Source organism: Shinella sp. BE166 (assembly GCF_051201095.1).
In the GTDB taxonomy this organism is placed as follows: domain Bacteria; phylum Pseudomonadota; class Alphaproteobacteria; order Rhizobiales; family Rhizobiaceae; genus Shinella; species Shinella lacus.
Genome location: NZ_JBPEHL010000004.1, coordinates 125276 through 144905, shown reverse-complemented (window position 1 = coordinate 144905; position 19630 = coordinate 125276). Strand labels below are relative to the sequence as shown.

Below are 19630 nucleotides of genomic sequence, written 5' to 3'. Positions count from 1 at the left end.
CGCCCTTCTGATTCGTGCTGTTCCGTCTATCGCTTGTAATCCGCGACGAAGGCCGAAAAACCGGCGACGAAATCGCGGAGCTTCTTTTCCGTCGCCTCGTCGGCGATTTTACCGTCCTGAATGACCGTCCCGGCGCGCGACACCATCAGCTTGGCGCCGAACCACGGCACGGTGCCGAGCGTGCGCATCACCGGCAGCCAGGCTTCCTGCGAGAGAAGCGTGCCGAAATTGCCGGGCGAGGCGCCGGTAATGGCAAAGGGTTTTCCGCCGAAGACGCGGCCGATATCGGCGGAGGGGCGGCTCATCCAGTCGATGGCGTTCTTGAACACGCCGGGAATGCCGTTGTTGTATTCCGGGGTGAAGAGCAGCACGCCATCCGCCGCCGCGACCTGGTCCTTCAGCCGCGTCACCGCCTCGGGGATGCCCTCGGCCGCCTCGACGTCGCCGTCATAGAGCGGAATGCCGTGGATCGAACCTTCGACGATGTCCACGCCGTCGGGCGCCATGGCGAGTGCGGCACGCAGCAGTGCCGTGTTGAGGGAACCCTTGCGGAGGCTTCCCGAGATGGCCACCAGTTTCGTCATCCGACTTCTCCTCTTGATAACGGGCATAAAAAACCCCGGGGGACCGTTTGTCACGCCGGGGTTTGTCTGAGTTAGGCGAGTGGCTTCAGCCGGGCCTCGATCTGCGCGCGGCGCGGCTCCAGGAAGGGCGGCAGCGACAGGCTTTCGCCGAGCGTTTCGAGCGGCTCATCGACGGCAAAGCCGGGACCGTCGGTGGCGATCTCGAACAGGATGCCGTTCGGCTCGCGGAAATAGAGCGAGCGGAAGTAGAAGCGCTCGACCTCGCCGCTGGAGGGCAGGCGGAAGCCGCGCAGGCGCTCGGTCCAGGCATGCAGGGCCTCTTCGTCCGGTGCGCGGAAGGCGACATGGTGCACGGCGCCGGCACCCTGGTGGGCGGCCGGCAGATCCGGCTCGACGGCGACATGCAGCTCGGCGGCCGGGCCGCCTTCGCCCATCGAGAAGACATGCACGTCACCGGCACCTTCCGGGTTCGGATAGGTCGAGGTCTCCGTCATGTTCATGACCTGCACCAGCACGGTCTGCGTGTTGCGGATATCCGGCACGCTGAGCGTGATGGGGCCGAGGCCCTTGATCTGGTGTTCGGCGGGAACGGTGCTCTTTTCCCACGGATTTGACGGCGCGCCGGCATCGTCGACGACGAAGCGGAAGCGCTGGCCTTCGCCGTCCTCGAAATCGAGCGTGGCACGGCCGCCGACATCGCGGATCTCGCCAATACGAACCTTCAGTTCGGCAAAGCGGGCCTTCCACCATTCGAGGGTCGCGAGGCTTGCGATGCGCAGGCCGGTGCGCGCGATGCTGTGCGTGCCGCGCCGCTCATGGCCCACCGGCCAGTCGAAGAAGGTGAGGTCGGTGCTGGGCGAGGCGAGCCCGTCGGCATAGAAGAGATGGTAGGCGCTCGTATCGTCCTGGTTGACGGTCTTCTTGACGAGGCGCAGGCCCAGCACCTGCGTGTAGAAGCGCAGGTTCTCCGGCGCGTTCGCGGTGATCGCGGTCAGGTGGTGGATGCCTGTGAGCTGTAGAGCCATGATGAAACTCCTCCTCGGAAACGTCCGGGGCGTTCTGGTGCGTACCCCGATAGCGGGGCCTTGCGTCGAGGTGAATATCGCCCCTCGCATGGGCTGTCGGAAGACCGGGCCGGGCGAACGGATTGTTCACTTTTCCTGAACGCGCTTTTTGTTCGCAGCGCCACCGGGCTGAAGTGCCCTTTCCTATAGAGCGTTCTTCCTCCCTTTCTGTTCCATTATGAGTTCATTCGAATTTTATCGTTTCATAAACCAAGGGTCGCTTACGCTGCCGCCCTGCGAAATGACTTCGTCTTCTGCTCCGCCGCGTCCGCCGGCATGTTCCGCCAGTTCCGATGATTGCCGGTCCGGATTTTCCGCACGGTTGCGAGGAGACGATTGATGCTGCCCAAGACTGCGACTGCCCGAAACATGTTCGCCATCGTGGCGGCCGGTGTTGCCATGACCGTGGCAACGGCTGGTGTTCTTCTCTGGTTGTCCTACACAGCCGTAAAAGAACGGTCGATTTCGGAAATGGTGAACGCAGCGGAGGCGAGTGCAGGCGAAGTTGAAACCACCTTCGCGCACGTCAAATCGTTGAGCTGGAACATGCGCTCCGCGCTCTTCGCGGTAAAGGACGTTGGTGAGCCGAGCCGCGCAGCCTTCGATACGACGTTGAAGCGCCTGCTGATGGACAACCCGATGGCTGTCGGCGTTTACACGGCTTGGGAGCCAGAAGCCTTTGACGGCAAGGATGCCGAGTTTAGCGGCAAGCCTGGACACGACGCGAGTGGTCGTTACGTCCCCTATGTGATCCGCTCGAACGGCAGCCCGGTGATCGAACCTCTGGTCGACTACGACAAGCCGGGGCCAGGCGACTATTATCAAGTGCCGAAGAAAACCGGCAAGGACTTCCTCACGGAGCCTTATCTTTACAGTGTCGGCGGCAAGGAGACGTTGCTGACGTCGTTCGTGGTGCCGCTGATGTTCGACGGCACCTTCAAGGGGATGGCGGGCGTCGATGTCGAACTCAATGCTCTTGCGACCGATATGGCGAAGTTGAAGCCACTCGGCGACGGCTACGTCGCGCTCCTGAGCAAGGGCGGCAGCATTGTCAGCCACCCGGATCGAGCGCTTCTCGGAAAGTCACTGAAAGACTCAGGCCTCGACATTGCCGTCTGGCAGAGACTGCTCGACAATCCAGGCGAGGCCTTGGAGTTGACGGATGCTGCGGGCATCGCCTCGATGGCGGTTGCTGTTCCTGTCAAACTGGATCCTGGGACAGTCTGGTTCGCCATCGTCGCGGTGCCGAAATCCGTTCTGTTCGCCAGCCTCTCAACGCTCGCGATGACATCGATTGCCGTCATTGCGATCGCCGCTGGCCTGTTGATTTCAATTGGCTGGCTGCTCGCTGCCCGCTTCCGTAAGCGGCTTGCGACAGTGATTACGGCTACGAGCCAGATTGCTTCCGGTCACACCGATGTCGATCTCTCGGAATCCGAGCGCAAGGACGAAATCGGCGAAATGGCCCGCTCGCTTGCCGTGCTGCGTGACGCGACGCTCGCCAAGGTCCGCCTCGAAGGCGAGGCCGCGCAGAACCGCGCGCTTTCAGAAGAGGAGCGCCGCCATCGCGCCGAAGAAGCCGCCGCACGCGAGCAGGAGACGCGAATCGCCGTCGGGGCGCTGGCCGAAGGCTTGCAGAAACTCGCCGATGGCGACATGACGCATCGCATCGAGCAAGCCTTTGCCGGCTCGCTCGACGAGGTTCGCCACGATTTCAATGCCTCGGTGGAAAAGCTGCAATCGGCGCTTCGCTCCGTCGGCAGCAATGCCAATGCCATCCAGGCAGGCTCCGCGGAAATCCGCGCCGCCTCCGACGATCTCGCCAAGCGCACCGAACAGCAGGCGGCCTCCGTCGAGGAGACCGCGGCGGCGCTGGAAGAGACCACGACCTCGCTGAAGGACGCGACCAAGCGGGCGGAAGATGTCGGCCAGCTGGTCGAGCGCACCCGTGCCGGTGCCGAAAAGTCGGGCGACGTCGTGCGCCGGGCGGTAAGCGCCATGAGCGGTATCGAGAACTCGTCGCGTGAAATTTCCAACATCATCGGCGTGATCGACGAGATCGCCTTCCAGACCAACCTGCTTGCGCTGAATGCCGGCGTCGAGGCTGCGCGGGCCGGTGAAGCCGGCAAGGGCTTTGCGGTCGTCGCACAGGAAGTGCGCGAACTCGCCCAGCGCTCGGCCAATGCGGCGAAGGAGATCAAGGCGCTCATCACCAAGTCCGGCGAGCAGGTCAATCTTGGCGTGGCGCTGGTCGGCGAGACCGGCTCGTCGCTGTCCGAAATCGTCAACCAGGTGCAGGAGATCGACCAGAACGTCGCGGCGATCGTGCGTTCGTCGCGCGAGCAGTCGACCGGCCTCAACGAGATCAGCGCGGCGGTGAACTCCATCGACCAGGGCACGCAGAAGAACGCGGCCATGGTGGAAGAGCAGACGGCGGCAAGCCATGCACTGGCGACGGAAGCCGCCGCCCTCAACAGCCTCATCTCGCAGTTCCGCCTGGCAACGGGTGCTGTTGCGGCCCGTCCGGTCGCGGCATCCCCCGCCGCACACCGCCCGGCCGCGTCCGGCGCACGGGCGCTCGGCAACAAGCTCACCCGTGCCTTCGGCGGCGGGCAGGCCGCCACGGCAGCGGCGGCGCAGGACTGGGAAGAATTTTGAGCCTTCCTATTCGGCTGACAAATCGAAGGCGGCCCGGTTGAACCGGGCCGCTTTTTTGTTGGGCGGCGAAATACGCCCAAGTTTTGTGCGATGCACAAGAATTGGCCAGGATCGGAACAGGCGGCCGGCACCGGTGTTTGTTAGCTGCGCCTTTAGTAATATGAAATCATTTTTCTATTTTGCATATCGCTGACTTGGCACGCTTCCTGCTTCTCTTAGGCAGGTCCAGAGGGGACCGAGATAGAAGCGTCCAACGAATGGCGCTCCGGTAAAGCCGCCGTGCAGCTTGATGAAGACCGTATGGTTTCGAAGCTGCCGGCGGCTTTCTTGTCTCTGCCCTTAGGGTGCTGAAAAATATGATTTATTATATTTTTCTGTCTTAGCGCCTTGCCGATTGGCTTTTTTCAAAGCTTCCGCCACACTCGGCTGCGACAAGTTCAACATCTGGTGGTGCTGCGGCTTGTCAGTCTGATCTTCGCGATATAATGAGGGCCCATATTAAATGGGTTATCTGCAAGGGTGGGGACGACAATGCTGAGATCGCCGATTGTCTCGGGGCCGCGATCGCTGGTCCTGTCAGGCGGGATGCTGCTGGCCATGCTGGCGTTCTCCGCCACTGCCGGGCCTGCGCTTGCCGATAGCGCCGCACGGCCGGTGCATGTCGCACCGGTCAAATTCCAGGAGCGTGAGCAGACGATCACCATTACGGGCGAAGTCGTCGCGCGGGTGGAAACCGATCTGTCCTTCCGCGTCGGCGGGCGCATCACCGGCTGGTTCGTCGATGTCGGCGCCGCGGTGAAGGAAGGCCAGGTCCTTGCCCGGCTCGACCCCGAGGAGCAGCGGGCGGATGTCGAGGCAGCGGAGGCCGGCGTGCGTGCCGCGGACGCGCAACTGAAGCTCGCCCGCACCAATTTCGACCGGCAGAAATCACTCCTGAACGACGGCATCAGCACGCAGCGCGATTTTGACGATGCCGAGACGGCGCTGCGCACCGCGGAAAGCGCGCGCGAGGCATCGATCGCCCAGCGCGATACCGCCAAGGAGGTGCTCTCCTATACGGAGCTGCGCGCACCGGCCGACGGCATCGTCACCGGGCGGCTTGCCGAAAGCGGCCAGGTGGCGCAGGCGGCGCAGACCATGTTCACCATCGCCGACAACGGCCCGCGCGACGCGGTCTTCGAGGTCTACGAATCGCTTTTCTTCTCGCAGCCCTCCGAGGACGGCGTGGTCATCACGCTGCTCAGCGACGACCGCGTGCGCACGGAGGGCAGGGTGCGTGAAGTCTCGCCGACCATCGACGCGGAGACCGGCACGGTGCGCGTCAAGATCGCCATGGCCGAAACACCGCCGGAAATGACGCTCGGCGCCTCCGTCGTCGGCGTCGGTTCGCTGGCGCCCCGGCGGGTGGCGGTCGTGCCCTGGCAGGCGCTTTCGGGCACCGATCGCAAGCCGGCGCTGTGGATCGTCGACAAGGCGAACAACACGGTCGATCTGCGGCCGGTCGAGGTGCTGTCCTTCGAGACCGGCGCGGCGTTGATTTCGGGCGGCATCGAGGAAGGCGAGACCTACGTGTCCGATGGGACGAAGCTGCTCCGGCCCGGCCAGACGATCACCGCGACCGAAGGAGCCGCGCCATGAGGCTATCCATCCTGTTGACGACCGTCGTGCTTGCCGCGACGGCGCTTGCCGGCTGCCAGAAGGAAGAGGAGGCCGCCGCACCGCCGCGGCCGGTCCTGTCGCTGGTCGTCACCCCCACCGCGCTGCCCGGCACGCGGTTCGCCGGTGTGGTGCAGGCGAAGGTGCAGGCCGCCCTCGGCTCGCGCGTCGCCGGGCGTCTCGTCTCGCGCACGGTGCATGTCGGCGATCTCGTGAAGAAGGGCGACGCGCTCGCCGTGCTCGACGCGACGGCCTATGAGCTTGCGGTGCGCTCGGCGCGCGCCGAGCTTTCCAGCGCCGAAGCCACGCTTTCCAGTGCTGTGGCGACCGAGGAGCGGCAGAAGACGCTGCTCCAGTCGAATGCCGCCGCACAGGCCGCCGTCGAAAGCGCCGAACAGTCGCGCGAGGCGGCGGATGCCGGGCTGGTCAGGGCGCGCACCGCACTGGTGAAGGCGGAGGAACAGCTTTCCTACACCCGCATCCTGGCGGAATTCGATGGCGTCGTGGTGGCCACGGGGGCCGAGGTCGGCCAGACCGTTTCGCCCGGCGAGGCGATCGTCACGGTCGCGCGGCCGGATGAGCGGGATGCCGTGGTCGACATTCCGGAGACGGCGGAAAAAATTGCGATCGGCAGCCGGTTTGCGGTGTCGTTGCAGATCAATCCGGCGGTGAAGGTCATGGGCACGGTGCGCGAAGTCGCACCCTCCGCCGACGCCGTCACCCGCACGCGCCGTGTCAAGATCGCGCTGGAGAACCCGCCGGAGACGGTGCGGCTCGGCACCACGATCACCGCCGAGCTGGAGGGGCCGGACCTGACCGCCATCATGATCCCCGAGACGGCGGTGCTCCTGAAGGACGGCAAGCCGCATGTCTGGCTCGTCGATGCCGGCAAGGGTGAGGTCCATCTGGCGCCGATCGAGACGGGTGCTGCCGCCAACCGCTATCTCCAGGTGGCGAGCGGGCTGAAGGATGGCGACCGCGTCGTCACCGCCGGGGTGAACAGCCTCGAAGAAGGCCAGAAAGTCAGAATCGAAGACGAGGCAAGCCTATGAAGAAATTCAACCTTTCGGACTGGGCGCTCGATCACTCGTCGCTCGTCTGGTACTTCATGATCGTCTTCGCGCTGCTCGGCTTCTTCACCTACCAGAATCTCGGCCGCGAGGAGGATCCCTCCTTCACCATCAAGATCATGACGATCAGCGCCGCCTGGCCCGGTGCCTCGGTGGAAGAAACGACATTGCAGGTGACGGAGCGCATCGAGCGCAAGCTGGAAGAGCTGGAATCGCTCGATTTCACCCGCTCCATCACCACGCCCGGCCAGACGCTGATCTTCGTCAACCTGAAGCCGACGACGCGCGCGCGGGACGTGGGGCCGACCTGGGTGACGGTGCGCAACATGATCAACGACATCCGCGGCGACTTCCCGTCCGGTGTTATCGGCCCCGCCTTCAACGATCGATTCGGTGATGTTTTCGGCAATATCTACGCCTTCACCTCCGATGGCCTGACCTCTCGCCAGTTGCGCGACTATGTGGAAGACGCCCGCCGGCAGATCCTCACCGTTCCCAATGTCGGCAAGGTCGATCTCGTCGGCGCGCAGGACGAGGTGATCTATCTCGAATTCTCGACGCGCCAGCTCGCAGCCCTCGGCATCTCCACGCAGCAGGTCGTCTCGACGCTCCAGGCGCAGAACGCCATCGCGCCCTCCGGCGTGGTGCAGGCGGGCGGCGAGCGCGTCAGCGTGCGCGTCGGCGGGCAATTTTCGTCCGAGGCGAGCCTTCGCGACGTCAATCTCAGGGTCAACAACCGCTTCTTCCGCCTGAGCGACATCGCCACCATCACCCGTGGCTATGAAGACCCGCCATCGGCGCTGTTCCGTTTCAATGGCGAGGCGGCGATCGGGCTTGCCATCGGCATGAAGCAGGGCTCCAACCTGCTGGAATTCGGCGCGGCCGTGGAGAAGGAAATCGAGCTTCTCTCGCATGACCTGCCGATCGGCGTCGACGTGCACCTCGTTTCCGACCAGCCCAAGGTGGTCGAGGAGGCGGTGTCCGGCTTCACGCGGGCGCTGTTCGAGGCGGTCATCATCGTGCTCGCCGTCAGCTTCGTCAGCCTCGGCATTCGCGCCGGCCTCGTCGTTGCGCTCTCCATTCCGCTGACGCTCGCGATCACCTTCGTCTTCATGTATTACGACGGCATATCCTTGCAGCGCATTTCGCTGGGCGCGCTCATCATCGCGCTCGGCCTTCTCGTCGACGACGCGATGATCGCGGTGGAAATGATGGTGGCGCGGCTGGAGGCGGGCGATACGCTGCGCGAGGCCGCCACCTATGTCTATACGTCCACCGCCTTTCCCATGCTCACCGGCACCCTGGTGACGGTGGCGGGCTTCATCCCGATCGGCCTCAACAACAGTGCTGCCGGCGAATTCACCTTCAGCCTCTTCGTCGTCATCGCCATTTCGCTCGTCGTGTCCTGGGTGGTCGCGGTGGTCTTCGCGCCGCTGCTTGGCGTCGCGATCCTGCCGAAGACCATGAAGAACCTCCATGGGCAGAAGGGCTGGTTCGCACGCACCTTCGCGCGCCTGCTCGATACCTGCATGCACTGGAAATGGACGACCATCGTCGCGACCGTGCTGGTCTTCGGCCTGTCGGTCTTCGCCATGCGCTTCGTGCAGGAGCAGTTCTTCCCGTCCTCCGACCGGCCGGAACTCATCGTCGACTGGTCTTTGCCGCAGAACGCCTCTATTGCCGAGACCAATGCGCAGATTGCCAAGTTCGAAGAGGAGAAGCTGAAGGGCAATCCCGATATCGAGCGCTGGTCGTCCTATGTCGGCCAGGGCGCGGTGCGCTTCCTGCTCTCCTTCGACGTGCAGCCGCCGTCGCCGGCCTTCGGCCAGACGGTCATCGTCGCCAAGGATCTGGAGGCGCGCGATCGTCTGAGGGCCGATCTTCAGGCCTATCTGCGCGAAACCTTCGTCGGCACGGATGCGCTGGTCAAGCTGCTCGACATCGGCCCGCCGGTCGGCCGGCCGATCCAGTATCGCGTCAGCGGCCCGGATATCGAGGAGGTGCGCAAACATGCGCTCGCCTTCGGCGAACTCATCGGCAAGGACGACCGGCTCGGCGATATCGTCTATGACTGGAACGAGCCGGCCCGCGTGGTGAAGGTCGATGTGCTGCAGGACAAGGCGCGCCAGCTGGGCGTCACCTCGCAGGATATCGCCTCGGCGCTGAACGGCGTCGTCGGCGGCACGACCGTCACCCAGGTCCGCGACGACGTCTACCTGATCGACATCATCGGCCGGGCGCGGGCGGGCGAGCGCGAGTCCATCGAGACGCTGCGCCAGCTCCAGCTTCCGACGGCAAACGGCACTTCCGTGCCGCTCGCGGCCGTGGCGAACTTCCGCTACGAGATGGAGCAGCCCGTGGTCTGGCGCCGCTCGCGCGAGCCCACCATCACCGTCAAAGCCAGCATTACTGGCGGCGTGCAGCCGGCGACGATCGTCGCGCAGCTCGACAAGGACGTGTCCGCCTTCAGCGAAAGCCTGCCGACCGGCTACCATGTGGAAGTGGGCGGCACGGTCGAGGAAAGTGCCGACAGCCAGGCGCCGATCGTGGCCGTCGTGCCGCTGATGCTGTTTGCCATGGCGACGATCCTGATGGTGCAGCTCCAGAGTTTCTCGCGGCTGTTCCTCGTCTTCGCGGTGGCGCCGCTGGCGCTCATCGGGGTGGTCGTCGCCCTTCTCAGCAGCGGCGCACCGCTTGGCTTCGTCGCCATCCTGGGGGTGCTGGCGCTGATCGGCATCCTCATACGAAACTCCGTCATCCTCGTCGTGCAGATCGAGGAGCTGAGGCGGGAGGGCATGCATGCGTGGGATGCGGTGCGCGAGGCGACGGAACATCGCATGCGGCCGATCCTGCTGACGGCGGCGGCGGCGAGCCTTGCGCTCATCCCCATCTCGCGCGAGGTGTTCTGGGGGCCGATGGCGTATGCCATGATGGGCGGCATCATCGTCGGCACGGTGCTGACCCTGCTCTTCCTGCCCGCCCTCTATATCGCCTGGTTCCGCATCAAGCCGTCGGAAAAGGCAGAGGCGGCCCCGCCGCCCGAAGCCGAACCCCAGGAGGCGACATGAGTCGCCTCATATTTTCGCCCATCTCCGCCGTCATGGCTTTTCGCGGCGATGTTTTAACGCATGGGCAGGCAAGGGAGATTGCGTTTTTTTTGCCGCACCCGCTGTGAAAAAGCCCGTGGAAAAAGTTGATTTTCAACGCCAAAGAGGGAAGCGTCTTTTCAGGCCGTAACGAATGTGCAAGGGATTTGCTCCATGGTATCGGCGGGGGCCGCATGGGTGGGACAAGGTTTGGTCATGGGACTTGACGAGACGTTGGAACTGCATGTCTATGGCGCCCTGTCGTGGCAAGCGGCTGGCTCTTGCCCCGTGCCTTGTGTGGCACGGTCGAAGGGAAATGCAGTGTGATGATCGTAATTGAAGACGTGAACAGGCCGCGCAAGGGTTTGAACGCATTCGTGCGTGTTCTCGCGGCGGGTTGCCTGTTGACGCTGGCCGGATGTGTCGTTCCCAGCGATGGTCCGTTGACCCACGAGGTCCTGTCCGCCGGTGCCGGCGGCAAATCTTACGAAATTCCCCAGACGAAGCTGATCTTCGACGTGGTGAGCGTCGACCAGCGCGTCGCCAACAGCGTCAGCGCGGCCACGCGCCTCGGCCTGTCCAGCACGTTCGGCTTCGGCGGCGGCGGCGGCACGCCGGTCATCGGTATCGGCGACCGCGTGGATGTCACGATCTTCGAAGCGGGACCGGACGGCCTGTTCTCCACGGCGGAGCGCAAGTCGACGACCATTCCCGTCATCGTGCAGCCGGACGGCCACGGCCAGATCCCCTATGTCGGCTCCGTCAGGTTCGCCGGCATGACGATCGATTCGGCGCGCGCGACCATCGTCGATGCGCTGAAGGCCAAGGCCGTCGAGCCCGACGTGATCGTCACGCTTGCCGGCAATGCCTCGCGCACCGTCTCCATCCAGGGCGATGTGAACAAGTCGGCCATCGTGCCGCTTGGCCTCAGCGGCCAGCGTCTCAGCGAAGTGATCGCCATGGCGGGCGGTGCGGCCAAGCCGTCCTATGACACCTATGTGACCCTCAAGCGCGGCGGCAAGTCGCGCAGCGTGCTGCTCCAGTCGGTCATCGACAGCCCGAAGGACGACATCTACGTCAAGCCGGACGACCAGATCTACCTGACCTATGATCCGCAGACGTTCGCGGCGCTCGGTCAGACGAAGAAGAGCGGCAAGATCCCGTTCGATGCGGCCAAGCTCAGCCTCGTCGAGGCGGCAGCACTTGCCGGCGGCGGCAATGTCGCGACGGCGGACCCGAAGGGCTATTTCGTCTTCCGTTACGAGGATGAAAGCGTCTACCGCAGCGTCGTCGGCGACGACCGGTTCCGCGACCTGATCTCGCGCGGCATGATGCCGGATTCGGAAGGCCGTTATCCGATCGTCTATCGCCTCGATCTGGGTGCGACGCAGAGCTATATCGTTGCGCAGAACTTCCCCGTGCGGAACAAGGACGTCGTCTATCTGGCGCGCCACGTCGCCACGGACCTCGCAAAGTTCCTGACGATCGTCTCCAGCGGCTCGACCGCGGCCTACAATATCCAGCGTACGGCGGATCTGCTGTAACTAGCAGACGCCGGCCGCTGATGCGGGCGCTCGATTTCGGCTGATCGAGTTTTGACCCTGGAGTCCGTCTGGTTCATCCTGAATCGGACAGACTCCAGGTTTCTCTGTTTCCGTTTGTCTTTTCGGGAAAACCGGTCCCCGCTTTTCCCTGACAAACTCTAGAGGGCTGCATGGCCGGTCGGGCACGCAAAACCTACGCTCTTCTTTCCTTCGGTCTCTGGCAGCAGCGAGACGATATCGCGCGTTTGCTCGATGCTGATATCGTCGCCTGGCCTTTTTCGCTGCCCGGACGGATCGATGGTTTCATCGGTTGGGGACGCAAGGCTTCCGGCCGTAGGGCCGCGTGGCTTGCAGCGCGCTCGGGCAAGGGAGTGATCACCCTCGAAGACGGCTTCCTGCGTGGCTTTTCGCCGGGGCAGGGGGAGCCGAGCCATTCCTACGTGGTGGACCGGGACGGCATCTATTTCGATGCGCTCCATCCGAACGGCCTCGACCGGTTGCTCTCCCGGCCGGTGACCGACGCCGCAGCGCTCGACCGGGCGCGCCGGCTGATGGCGCTGCTGCGTCATGAGCGCCTGTCGAAATACAACAACAGCCCGCTGCTCACGCCCGCGGCCGCCGGCGTGCCGGTGGGCCGGCCGTTCGTGCTGCTCGTCGACCAGGTGGCGGGCGATGCCTCGATTGCCGGGGCGGGGGCGAGTGCGGCGAGTTTTCGCGCCATGCTGGAGCATGCGGCTGCCAACAATCCGGGCAAGACGCTGGTCGTGCGCATGCATCCGGCGGCGGGTGACCGTAGTCTTTTGCGACAAGCGGCGACCGCCATGGGCATCGAGATTATCGTGCCCGGCCGCATGAACCCCTGGCCGCTGCTGGAAGCGGCCGACAGCGTCTACACCGTGTCGAGCCAGCTCGGCTTCGAGGCGCTGATGGCGGACCGCGAGGTCCATTGTTTCGGCACCACCTATTATTCCGGCCGCGGCCTCACCGTCGATCACAATGGCCTGTCCGCCGGGCGGTCGCCGGCCTCGCTGGAGCAGGTCTTCCACGCCGCCTATATCGACTATTCGCTCTATCTTGACCTGCACACGCGACAGCCCTCAACGCCGGAACATGCCATGCAGCAGGCGATCACGGTGCGTAACCAGCGTGCGCGCATCGCGCGCAAGGTTTTCACTGTCGGATTTTCTCCCTGGAAGCGCACGGCGATGACGCCCTTCCTGAAGGGCATGGCAGGGGGACCGGTGCATCAGCGCTCGCTCGAAGTCGCCGCGGGGCGTGCGCGGGCGGCAGAGGGGATTGTCGCCGTCTGGGGCAGCGATGCGGCTTTGCCAGGCGACGTGCCGGCCATCCGGCTCGAAGACGGTTTCATCCGGTCCCGGGGGCTTGGCGTCAACCTGACGATGCCGTCCTCCGTCGCACTCGATGGCGAGCATGTCTATTACGACGCGCGCGGCGAAAGCCGGCTGGAGGCGCTGATCGCCCATGGCGATTTCGATGAAAGCCTCAAGGCCCGGGCGCGTGATCTCGTCCGCCTGCTGATCCAGCGCGGCGTTTCCAAATACAATCTCGGGACGGATGCCGATCTGCCGGTCGTGGCGGAAGGGCGGGCCAAAATCCTCGTGCCGGGGCAGGTGGAGAAGGACGCCTCCATCCGCTACGGCTCCCCCGACACCCGCTCCAATGCTGCGCTCGTGGCCGCCGTTCGCGCACTCTTCCCCGAGGCCTTCATCGTCTACAAGGCGCATCCGGACGTGGTTTCCGGTGTGCGTGACGGCGGTGCCGCGCCGCAGGAAGCCGATCTCACCGTCGGCAGCGGCGATATCCTGCAATGGATCGGCTGGGCGGACCGGGTCGAGACCATGACCTCGCTCGCCGGCTTCGAGGCGCTGCTGCGCGGCAAGGCCGTCGGGGTTCACGGCGCACCGTTCTATGCGGGCTGGGGGCTCACCGACGATCGCTTGGCCATTCCCCGCCGGACGCGCCGTATCGACCTGGAGACGCTCGTCGCCGCGAGCCTGATTCTCTACCCGCTCTATGTGCACCCGCTGAGCGGTTTGCCATGCCGGCCGGAGGACCTGGTGGAAGAAATTTCCGCCGGCGCCTTGAAATCGCCCGGACTGGCGAAGAAGCTCTTTTTGTGTGCGGCGCAACAAATCAACCGTGTCGGGGTGTTGCTTCGCGACTCGCGGTTGCGGTAAACTTGGCTCGAAACCGTGGGACGGTCCGAGTCGCCGCAGGATGCGAGCATCTGCCAGTCGAGGGGCCGGCGGCAAAAATCGGGGAATAGAGTAGATGTGGTTGCTAAAACGGCGCCTTTGTGCGAATACCATTCTACCCAGCATCACATTTTGAGTAGAGCCGACCTGTCATGAGCGTACAGCATGATAACGATATGAAGGTTGGCCGCTCCGACGCCGAAGCCAACGGTGCTGCGCGTGGATCCCGGCTGATCAATCTGTCGCTGCGGCGCAAACTGTCCAAGCGCTTTCCCTCCAAGAGTGCGCCGCGCGTGCTCCTGTTGCAGGGTCCGGTCGGCCCGTTCTTCCGCAAGGCCCAGGCGCTGCTCAACGACAGCGGCTTCGACACCTGGCGCATCTGTTTCAATGCCGGCGACCGGCTTTTTGCTCGCGGCAACAAGATCCTGCATTTTTCCGGCACCGCGGACGTCTGGCGCGACTGGTTCACCGAAATCGTCGGCGAGCATGGCTTCGACTATGTGGTTCTCTTCGGCTGCGAGCGCGATATCCACAAGATCGCGATCGAGCAATGCGCTGCGGCGAACATCCCCGTGCTCAGCCTGGAAGAGGGTTATATCCGTCCCGGCTTCGTGACGATGGAGACCGGCGGCAACAATTGGCGTTCGCCGATCGCCGGCCTTCTGCCGTCCGAAAAGGACGAGGACAAGCGCCGGGAGCGCCCGCGAACGACGAATTACCCCTCGTCCTTCGGCGCGATGGCAACCTACGCCTTTACCTATTTCTCCGTGCGCGGCATCTTTTCGACGCTGAGCGAACGCAAGCTGTTCCACAAGCACAAGCGGTCGCTTGCGCCCGAGGCCTTCTACTGGGTCAAGAATTATTACCGGAAGTTCCGCAACCTCGGCAGCAATTACCGCAGCATGGAACGGCTGCTGGAGCATCACGACAAGAAATATTATCTGGTGCCGCTGCAGGTGCATGACGACAGCCAGCTGGGTGCGGCAGCGAGCGGCTGGAACAACCAGAAGCTCATCCTCAAGACGATCGTGTCCTTCGCGCGAAATGCGCCGCCGACCCATCAGCTGGTGTTCAAGATCCATCCGATGGAGCGCGGGCACAGCCAGGACAAGCAGTTCATCCGCCAGGTCGGCGTGCTCAACAACGTCTCTGAGCGTATCCACATTCTCGACAGCGGTTCGCTCGGCCTGATGACGCGGCACGCGGCGGGCATGGTGACGATCAACAGCACGTCCGGCCTGTCGGCGCTTCAGCACGGCATTCCGCTTGCCGTTCTCGGGCAGGCCTTCTACCGCCATCCCTCGCTCGCCTTCTGCGTCAACAAGGGCATCGAGCTCGATAGTTTCTGGTCGTCCGGCCATGTGGGCTCGGCGGCGCTGCGGCGCGACTACCTCAACTGGATTGCCCAGCAATGCCTGCATCCCGGCGATTATTACGCCTATGAGGGCATCGAGGTCGCGACCAATTCGCTTCTGGAAAAGCTTCGCGCCATGGACGAGGAAGCACGGGCCGCGGGCCAGCTTCCCCGGGCCAGCAACGTCCTGCCCCTGCTCGCGCAATCGCAGTAGGGCCGGCTAATCTCTCATAGACATGCCTTTTTCAAGCCCTCGGGACGCTCCCGGGGCTTAGGCGTTTGCGCTTCTTAGAAAAACTCAGGCGGAACGGCGCTGGTTGGCCGAGGAGGTCCGAAGGATTTCCTCGTGGACCTCGATTGCTTCTTCAATGTCGTTATAGAAGGTGAGCTGGCCGTTGTTCATGACACCGCCGATGTCGCAGAACGACCGCAGCAGGCCGGAAGAGTGGGAGACGAGAAGCAGGGTGGCGTTCTCGCGCCGTTCGTCGAAGACGTCCTTGCACTTCTGCTTGAAGGTGGAGTCGCCGACCGCGATCACCTCGTCGATCAGGTAATATTCAAACCCGATCGCCATGCAGATGCCGAACGAGAGCCGCGCCTTCATGCCGGCGGAATAGGTCTTGACCGGCATGTCGAGATAGGCGCCGAGCTCGGAAAAGTCGGCGACGAAATCCAATACGTGATTGCGGTTCTTGCCGTAGATATCGGCGATGAAGCGCGTGTTCTGGGCGCCTGTCAGCTTGCCGTGCACACCGCCGTTGAAGCCGAGCGGCCAGGAAATTTTGCCCTCACGCAGGATGCGCCCGGAATCCGGCATTTCGCCGCCGGAAATCAGGCTCATCAGCGTGGACTTGCCGGCGCCGTTGCGTCCGAGGATGCCGACATTGGTGCCCGGGCGGAAGGCCGCGGTGAACCGGTCGAGGATAATCTTCTTGCCGCCACCGGGGCGAGGATAGGCCTTGCTGACATTGTCGAAGATGATCATGCGCTTATGATCCTGCTACGGAAAACCCGTTCCAAGATGAGCGCGGAGGTCAACAGCGCAGTTGATAGGCCGAGCAAGTAGGACTTGCTGAGAAGAGCATTGTAATCGAGATATGTGGAGGTGCGGAACCATTCCACGCAATGCATGAAGGGGTTCCACCACAGGACGGCCTGAAAACTCGGCGGCATTTCCGCAGGCATGAAGAAGACGCCGGACAGCAGCATCAGGGGCATGCTCACCATGCTCATGAACGTGTCGTAACGCGGTATGAGCGACCCCGCCATCGCGTTAAACGCAGCATAGGAGAAAGCGAAATAGAGGATGGCGAACATGCATTCCGTGAATTCACCGGGATAGACGATGACGTCCCGGTCTAGCGAAATCGCAAGACCCCACATGAACAGGGCGCAGATGATCAGCCAGATCGTCGATTCCAGCAAGAAGGTCGCGATGATCGTATCGAGCGGGCGCACGAGCGGATAGGTCAGCATCGGCTGGTTGTTGGAGATCGCGCGTTCCGTTTTGCGCGAAATGCCGCGCGTCATGCGAAACCCGAACACGCCGGCGAGGATGAACAGCAGCGCATTGTCGCCAAAGGGGATCTGCGCCTTCATGCCGGCATGGATGAGCAGGAAGATGCCGATATAGGCGGCGGGCTCGATGAGGATCCAGACGAAACCGAGGCGGCTTTCGCCGAACCGCGTCACCGCGCTGCGCACGACGAGGGCGGAAATCACCCGCGCGTTCTCGCGCAGGGCGTAGCTCAGGGGTTTTTCAGCTAGCAGGGCCATGACGCCACTCGTTTCTGCAGCGCGATCAGATCGCGTGATCCTTCACGGACCGGAAGGCGAAGTAGCCGATGAGCCAGAGGCAGGCCGCCGCCGCAAGGACGATGGCCGTGTTCACGGCGCCAAGCGGATAGAGCGCGATTTCCGGCTCCCGCGGCGGCACGTAAACCGCGAAATAACGCTCCTGCTTCTGGGCTTCCTGCATGGCCGTCTCGAGTGCGGCGAGCGAGGTCGTATAGGCCTTGACGGCGAATTCCTGCTCGACGCCGAGTTCGGTGAAGCGGTCAATCATCGCCGGCAACGCGCGGCCGCCATCCATGCCGCTACGCGTCGTCTTGCTGGTGGGATCGTCGCTTTCGTTCTCGCCGCTGATCCGGTTCCGCTGTTCTACGAGCTGTGCCTCGAGCGCGCTGATCTGCCGCTCGATGACGCGGGCGGAGGGCGCATCCTTGCTGATCGAATCGACCAGGGCTTTGTAGCGCGTGCGAAGCGAGGCCAGTTCCTGCTCCAGCGAGCTGATGATGGTTGCTTCCATCGTCGCGACGGCGGTCGGGTCGACGGCCTGCTCGGTGATGCGCAGGTCGGTGATCTGGTTGCGGATGTTGCGCAGGCGTTCTTCCGAGCGCGCAACCTGGTGATTGGCAACCTCGATGAACTGCCTGCGGGACTTGTCGGAAAGTGTGTTGACCAGGTTTTCAGCAACGGTGAGAACCGAATCCGCCACCTGCTTTGCGTCCGTCGGCGAGAAGGCGAAGACGCGCATCGTCACGTTGCCGGTGGTCGAATTGTAGCTGATCTCGACCATGTCCCGCCAGTAATCGCGGAACTCGTCGAGCGGCCTCGTATCGTTCTCGCGATAGAGGAAATCGATTGCCGGGCGCGAATAGACCGTCCGGATGTCGAGGCCCGTTTGATCCTTGATATCCGGCAGGATCTGCGAGGAATGGATATAGTCGGTGACGATGTAGGAATCGCCCGCCTGGGCGGCGCCGCCCACGAGCCCGGTCAGGCCGAGCGCGTTGAGGGACGCCTGCTGCGCACCCCGAACGGAAAACTGCGTCTCGACCACATATTGCGGGGTCGCGACGAAGATATAATAGAGCCCGCTCAGGATCGTCGGAACGATGACTGCCAGCACGAAGGAAATGAGCGCCCAGGGCCGCTCCTTCTTCTGCTTCGGCATGTCGGGCAGGGTCAGGACGCTCTTGGTAATGTCGACGGGCTTGCGTACCCGCGGCTCCACACGCGAGCGGAGGGTTTCCTCGTCGCCGATCTCCGGCTCGACCCTGCGCCTGGCGGGCGCCTGCTTCATCCTCACGATTTTCTGGTCCGCAACGCGCTGTTGCGCGCGCTTCTTGGCGAGATCGAGCAGGCTGCTCGTCTGGTCGTCGACGTGGGTCGGGGTTTCCGCCGCGACGGGCGCGTTTTCATCTTTCACGTCGGCTCACTCTTTTTCCAACAGCAAACTGGTTTGTCGCCTCGATGCTTGTCGCCGCAACTTATTCGAATTTGCCTTTACAGACAATAAAAATGCCGCGTTCGACCAGTGGCGGGAAATGCCGTACATCCGCCGGGAAAGAAGGGGATAAGCCTCCTTCAGCCGGTGCCTTTGCGATCGGCGCGCATTCCTCGTCGAGCAATCTGGTTATTTTGTGTTCGCCGCTGGATCCGCGCGCCAATCCGCGCTCGCGGCGATGAAATTCGGGTTGGCGAAGTCCGCGTCGCTCGCCTGGTTGGTCTTGCCGTAGAGGAGGGGGCTGCCATCCAGCGTGTGGGTGATGCCACCGGCGGCGCGCAGCACGGCATCGCCCGCGGCGGTATCCCATTCCATGGTGCGGCCGAAGCGCGGATAGACGTCGGCAAGCCCTTCCGCGACAAGGCAGAATTTCAGCGAGGAGCCGATCGCCGTGCAGGCGTCGATGCCGTGGTCGTCGAGAAAACGCGCGGTTTCCGGCGTAGCATGCGAGCGGCTTGCGACCGCCGTCAGTGCATTGCCGCGGCTGCGGCAGCCGATGGCCTGGCGCCGGGAAATCTCGGTTTCGCCCGTCACCTCGAACCGCTCCGCCCGATCCTCTCCGGCGACGAAACCCACCGACAGCGCAGGCGCATAGACGATGCCGGCAATCGGGGCGCCGTCGCGGATCAGCGCGATATTGACGGTGAATTCGCTGCGGCCGGCGATGAATTCCTTCGTGCCGTCGAGCGGATCGACGAGGAAGAAGGTGCCGCCGGAAATATCCGGCACGCTGCCGGCGGCGACGGCCTCTTCGGCGACCACCGGGATCGTCGGAAAATGCAGCGCCAACGCCTCCAGAATGAGCCGTTCGGCTTCCTCGTCGGCGGCGGTCACCGGCGAGCGGTCCGACTTGTAGTGCACGTCCGCCCCGGCGCGATGGATGGCCATGATCGCGCGCCCGGCGGCAAGGGCTGCGCTTTCCATTACCTGCTTCAGCTCTGTCCTGTCTGGCTGCATGCGTCTCGTCCTGCCGTTTCTTGCCCATGCCTTAGACGCGGGGCGGCGCGAAAGCAAATGCCGCGCCTCGCCATTGCACGCGGAAAGTTTCCGGTGCGGCAAGACGCCGCCGGCCTTGCTGTTTGTGCTGCATATGCGAATGTGGGGCGACT

At 63.7% G+C, this 19630-nt stretch carries 13 protein-coding genes; 7 read left to right on the top strand and 6 right to left on the bottom strand.

Annotated elements, in window-relative coordinates; genetic code table 11:
• Positions 1 to 26: 26 nt before the first annotated feature.
• Together J2Y63_RS11305 and J2Y63_RS11300 are read right to left on the bottom strand one after the other, a co-directional pair.
• On the bottom strand, positions 27 to 584 hold the full coding sequence (locus tag J2Y63_RS11305) for an NADPH-dependent FMN reductase (RefSeq protein WP_435266155.1): 558 nt from the start codon (positions 582 to 584) through the stop codon (positions 27 to 29).
• A gap of 71 nt (positions 585 to 655) precedes the next feature.
• Positions 656 to 1609, bottom strand: a complete 954-nt coding sequence (locus tag J2Y63_RS11300; RefSeq protein WP_435266154.1) for a ring-cleaving dioxygenase — start codon at positions 1607 to 1609, stop codon at positions 656 to 658.
• 378 nt (positions 1610 to 1987) lie between these two features.
• On the opposite strand from J2Y63_RS11300, the gene J2Y63_RS11295 reads away from it, so the two are divergent.
• From J2Y63_RS11295 to J2Y63_RS11265, 7 genes are all read left to right on the top strand, one after another.
• On the top strand, positions 1988 to 4306 hold the full coding sequence (locus J2Y63_RS11295; protein WP_435266153.1) for a methyl-accepting chemotaxis protein: 2319 nt from the start codon (positions 1988 to 1990) through the stop codon (positions 4304 to 4306).
• 531 nt (positions 4307 to 4837) lie between these two features.
• Positions 4838 to 5944 carry an efflux RND transporter periplasmic adaptor subunit gene (locus J2Y63_RS11290; RefSeq protein WP_435266152.1) on the top strand — a complete coding sequence of 369 codons (1107 nt, stop codon included), beginning with the start codon at positions 4838 to 4840 and terminating at the stop codon, positions 5942 to 5944.
• Positions 5941 to 7014, top strand: a complete 1074-nt coding sequence (locus J2Y63_RS11285) for an efflux RND transporter periplasmic adaptor subunit (protein ID WP_435266151.1) — start codon at positions 5941 to 5943, stop codon at positions 7012 to 7014. Before J2Y63_RS11290 ends, J2Y63_RS11285 begins: the two co-directional genes overlap by 4 nt.
• Positions 7011 to 10100 carry an efflux RND transporter permease subunit gene (locus J2Y63_RS11280; RefSeq protein WP_435266150.1) on the top strand — a complete coding sequence of 1030 codons (3090 nt, stop codon included), beginning with the start codon at positions 7011 to 7013 and terminating at the stop codon, positions 10098 to 10100. The genes J2Y63_RS11285 and J2Y63_RS11280 overlap by 4 nt, the downstream gene beginning before the upstream one ends.
• 344 nt (positions 10101 to 10444) lie before the next feature.
• A complete protein-coding gene (locus J2Y63_RS11275) occupies positions 10445 to 11662 on the top strand; it encodes a polysaccharide biosynthesis/export family protein (protein ID WP_256121049.1) in 1218 nt (405 codons plus the stop codon).
• A 170-nt stretch (positions 11663 to 11832) separates the two neighbouring features.
• Entirely contained in the window at positions 11833 to 13860 is a 2028-nt protein-coding gene (locus J2Y63_RS11270) for a capsular polysaccharide biosynthesis protein (RefSeq protein WP_435266149.1), read from the top strand.
• 170 nt (positions 13861 to 14030) lie between these two features.
• Positions 14031 to 15446, top strand: coding sequence for a capsule biosynthesis protein (locus J2Y63_RS11265; protein WP_435266148.1), 1416 nt, complete (start codon positions 14031 to 14033; stop codon positions 15444 to 15446).
• An 84-nt stretch (positions 15447 to 15530) separates the two neighbouring features.
• Here the strand turns inward: J2Y63_RS11265 and J2Y63_RS11260 are convergent, their stop codons facing one another.
• From J2Y63_RS11260 to cysQ, 4 genes are all read right to left on the bottom strand, one after another.
• Complete coding sequence (locus tag J2Y63_RS11260) at positions 15531 to 16217, bottom strand: ABC transporter ATP-binding protein (RefSeq protein WP_435266147.1); 687 nt, start codon at positions 16215 to 16217, stop codon at positions 15531 to 15533.
• A complete protein-coding gene (locus J2Y63_RS11255; RefSeq protein ID WP_256121054.1) occupies positions 16214 to 17008 on the bottom strand; it encodes an ABC transporter permease in 795 nt (264 codons plus the stop codon). The genes J2Y63_RS11260 and J2Y63_RS11255 overlap by 4 nt, the downstream gene beginning before the upstream one ends.
• A gap of 25 nt (positions 17009 to 17033) precedes the next feature.
• Positions 17034 to 18443 carry a hypothetical protein gene (locus J2Y63_RS11250; RefSeq protein ID WP_435266146.1) on the bottom strand — a complete coding sequence of 470 codons (1410 nt, stop codon included), beginning with the start codon at positions 18441 to 18443 and terminating at the stop codon, positions 17034 to 17036.
• Between the two features lie 207 nt (positions 18444 to 18650).
• On the bottom strand, positions 18651 to 19457 hold the full coding sequence (gene cysQ, locus J2Y63_RS11245) for a 3'(2'),5'-bisphosphate nucleotidase CysQ (RefSeq protein ID WP_435266554.1): 807 nt from the start codon (positions 19455 to 19457) through the stop codon (positions 18651 to 18653).
• Between the last annotated feature and the right edge of the window lie 173 nt (positions 19458 to 19630).

Bases quoted from the DNA above. Each gene is read 5' to 3' on its own strand.
- J2Y63_RS11260 (WP_435266147.1), bottom strand. From the start codon at position 16,217: ATGATCATCTTCGACAATGTCAGCAAGGCCTATCCTCGCCCCGGTGGC.
- J2Y63_RS11270 (WP_435266149.1), top strand. From the start codon at position 11,833: ATGGCCGGTCGGGCACGCAAAACCTACGCTCTTCTTTCCTTCGGTCTC.
- J2Y63_RS11300 (WP_435266154.1), bottom strand. From the start codon at position 1,609: ATGGCTCTACAGCTCACAGGCATCCACCACCTGACCGCGATCACCGCG.
- J2Y63_RS11255 (WP_256121054.1), bottom strand. From the start codon at position 17,008: ATGGCCCTGCTAGCTGAAAAACCCCTGAGCTACGCCCTGCGCGAGAAC.
- J2Y63_RS11265 (WP_435266148.1), top strand. From the start codon at position 14,031: ATGAGCGTACAGCATGATAACGATATGAAGGTTGGCCGCTCCGACGCC.
- J2Y63_RS11285 (WP_435266151.1), top strand. From the start codon at position 5,941: ATGAGGCTATCCATCCTGTTGACGACCGTCGTGCTTGCCGCGACGGCG.
- J2Y63_RS11290 (WP_435266152.1), top strand. From the start codon at position 4,838: ATGCTGAGATCGCCGATTGTCTCGGGGCCGCGATCGCTGGTCCTGTCA.
- J2Y63_RS11295 (WP_435266153.1), top strand. From the start codon at position 1,988: ATGCTGCCCAAGACTGCGACTGCCCGAAACATGTTCGCCATCGTGGCG.
- J2Y63_RS11280 (WP_435266150.1), top strand. From the start codon at position 7,011: ATGAAGAAATTCAACCTTTCGGACTGGGCGCTCGATCACTCGTCGCTC.
- J2Y63_RS11305 (WP_435266155.1), bottom strand. From the start codon at position 584: ATGACGAAACTGGTGGCCATCTCGGGAAGCCTCCGCAAGGGTTCCCTC.
- J2Y63_RS11275 (WP_256121049.1), top strand. From the start codon at position 10,445: ATGATCGTAATTGAAGACGTGAACAGGCCGCGCAAGGGTTTGAACGCA.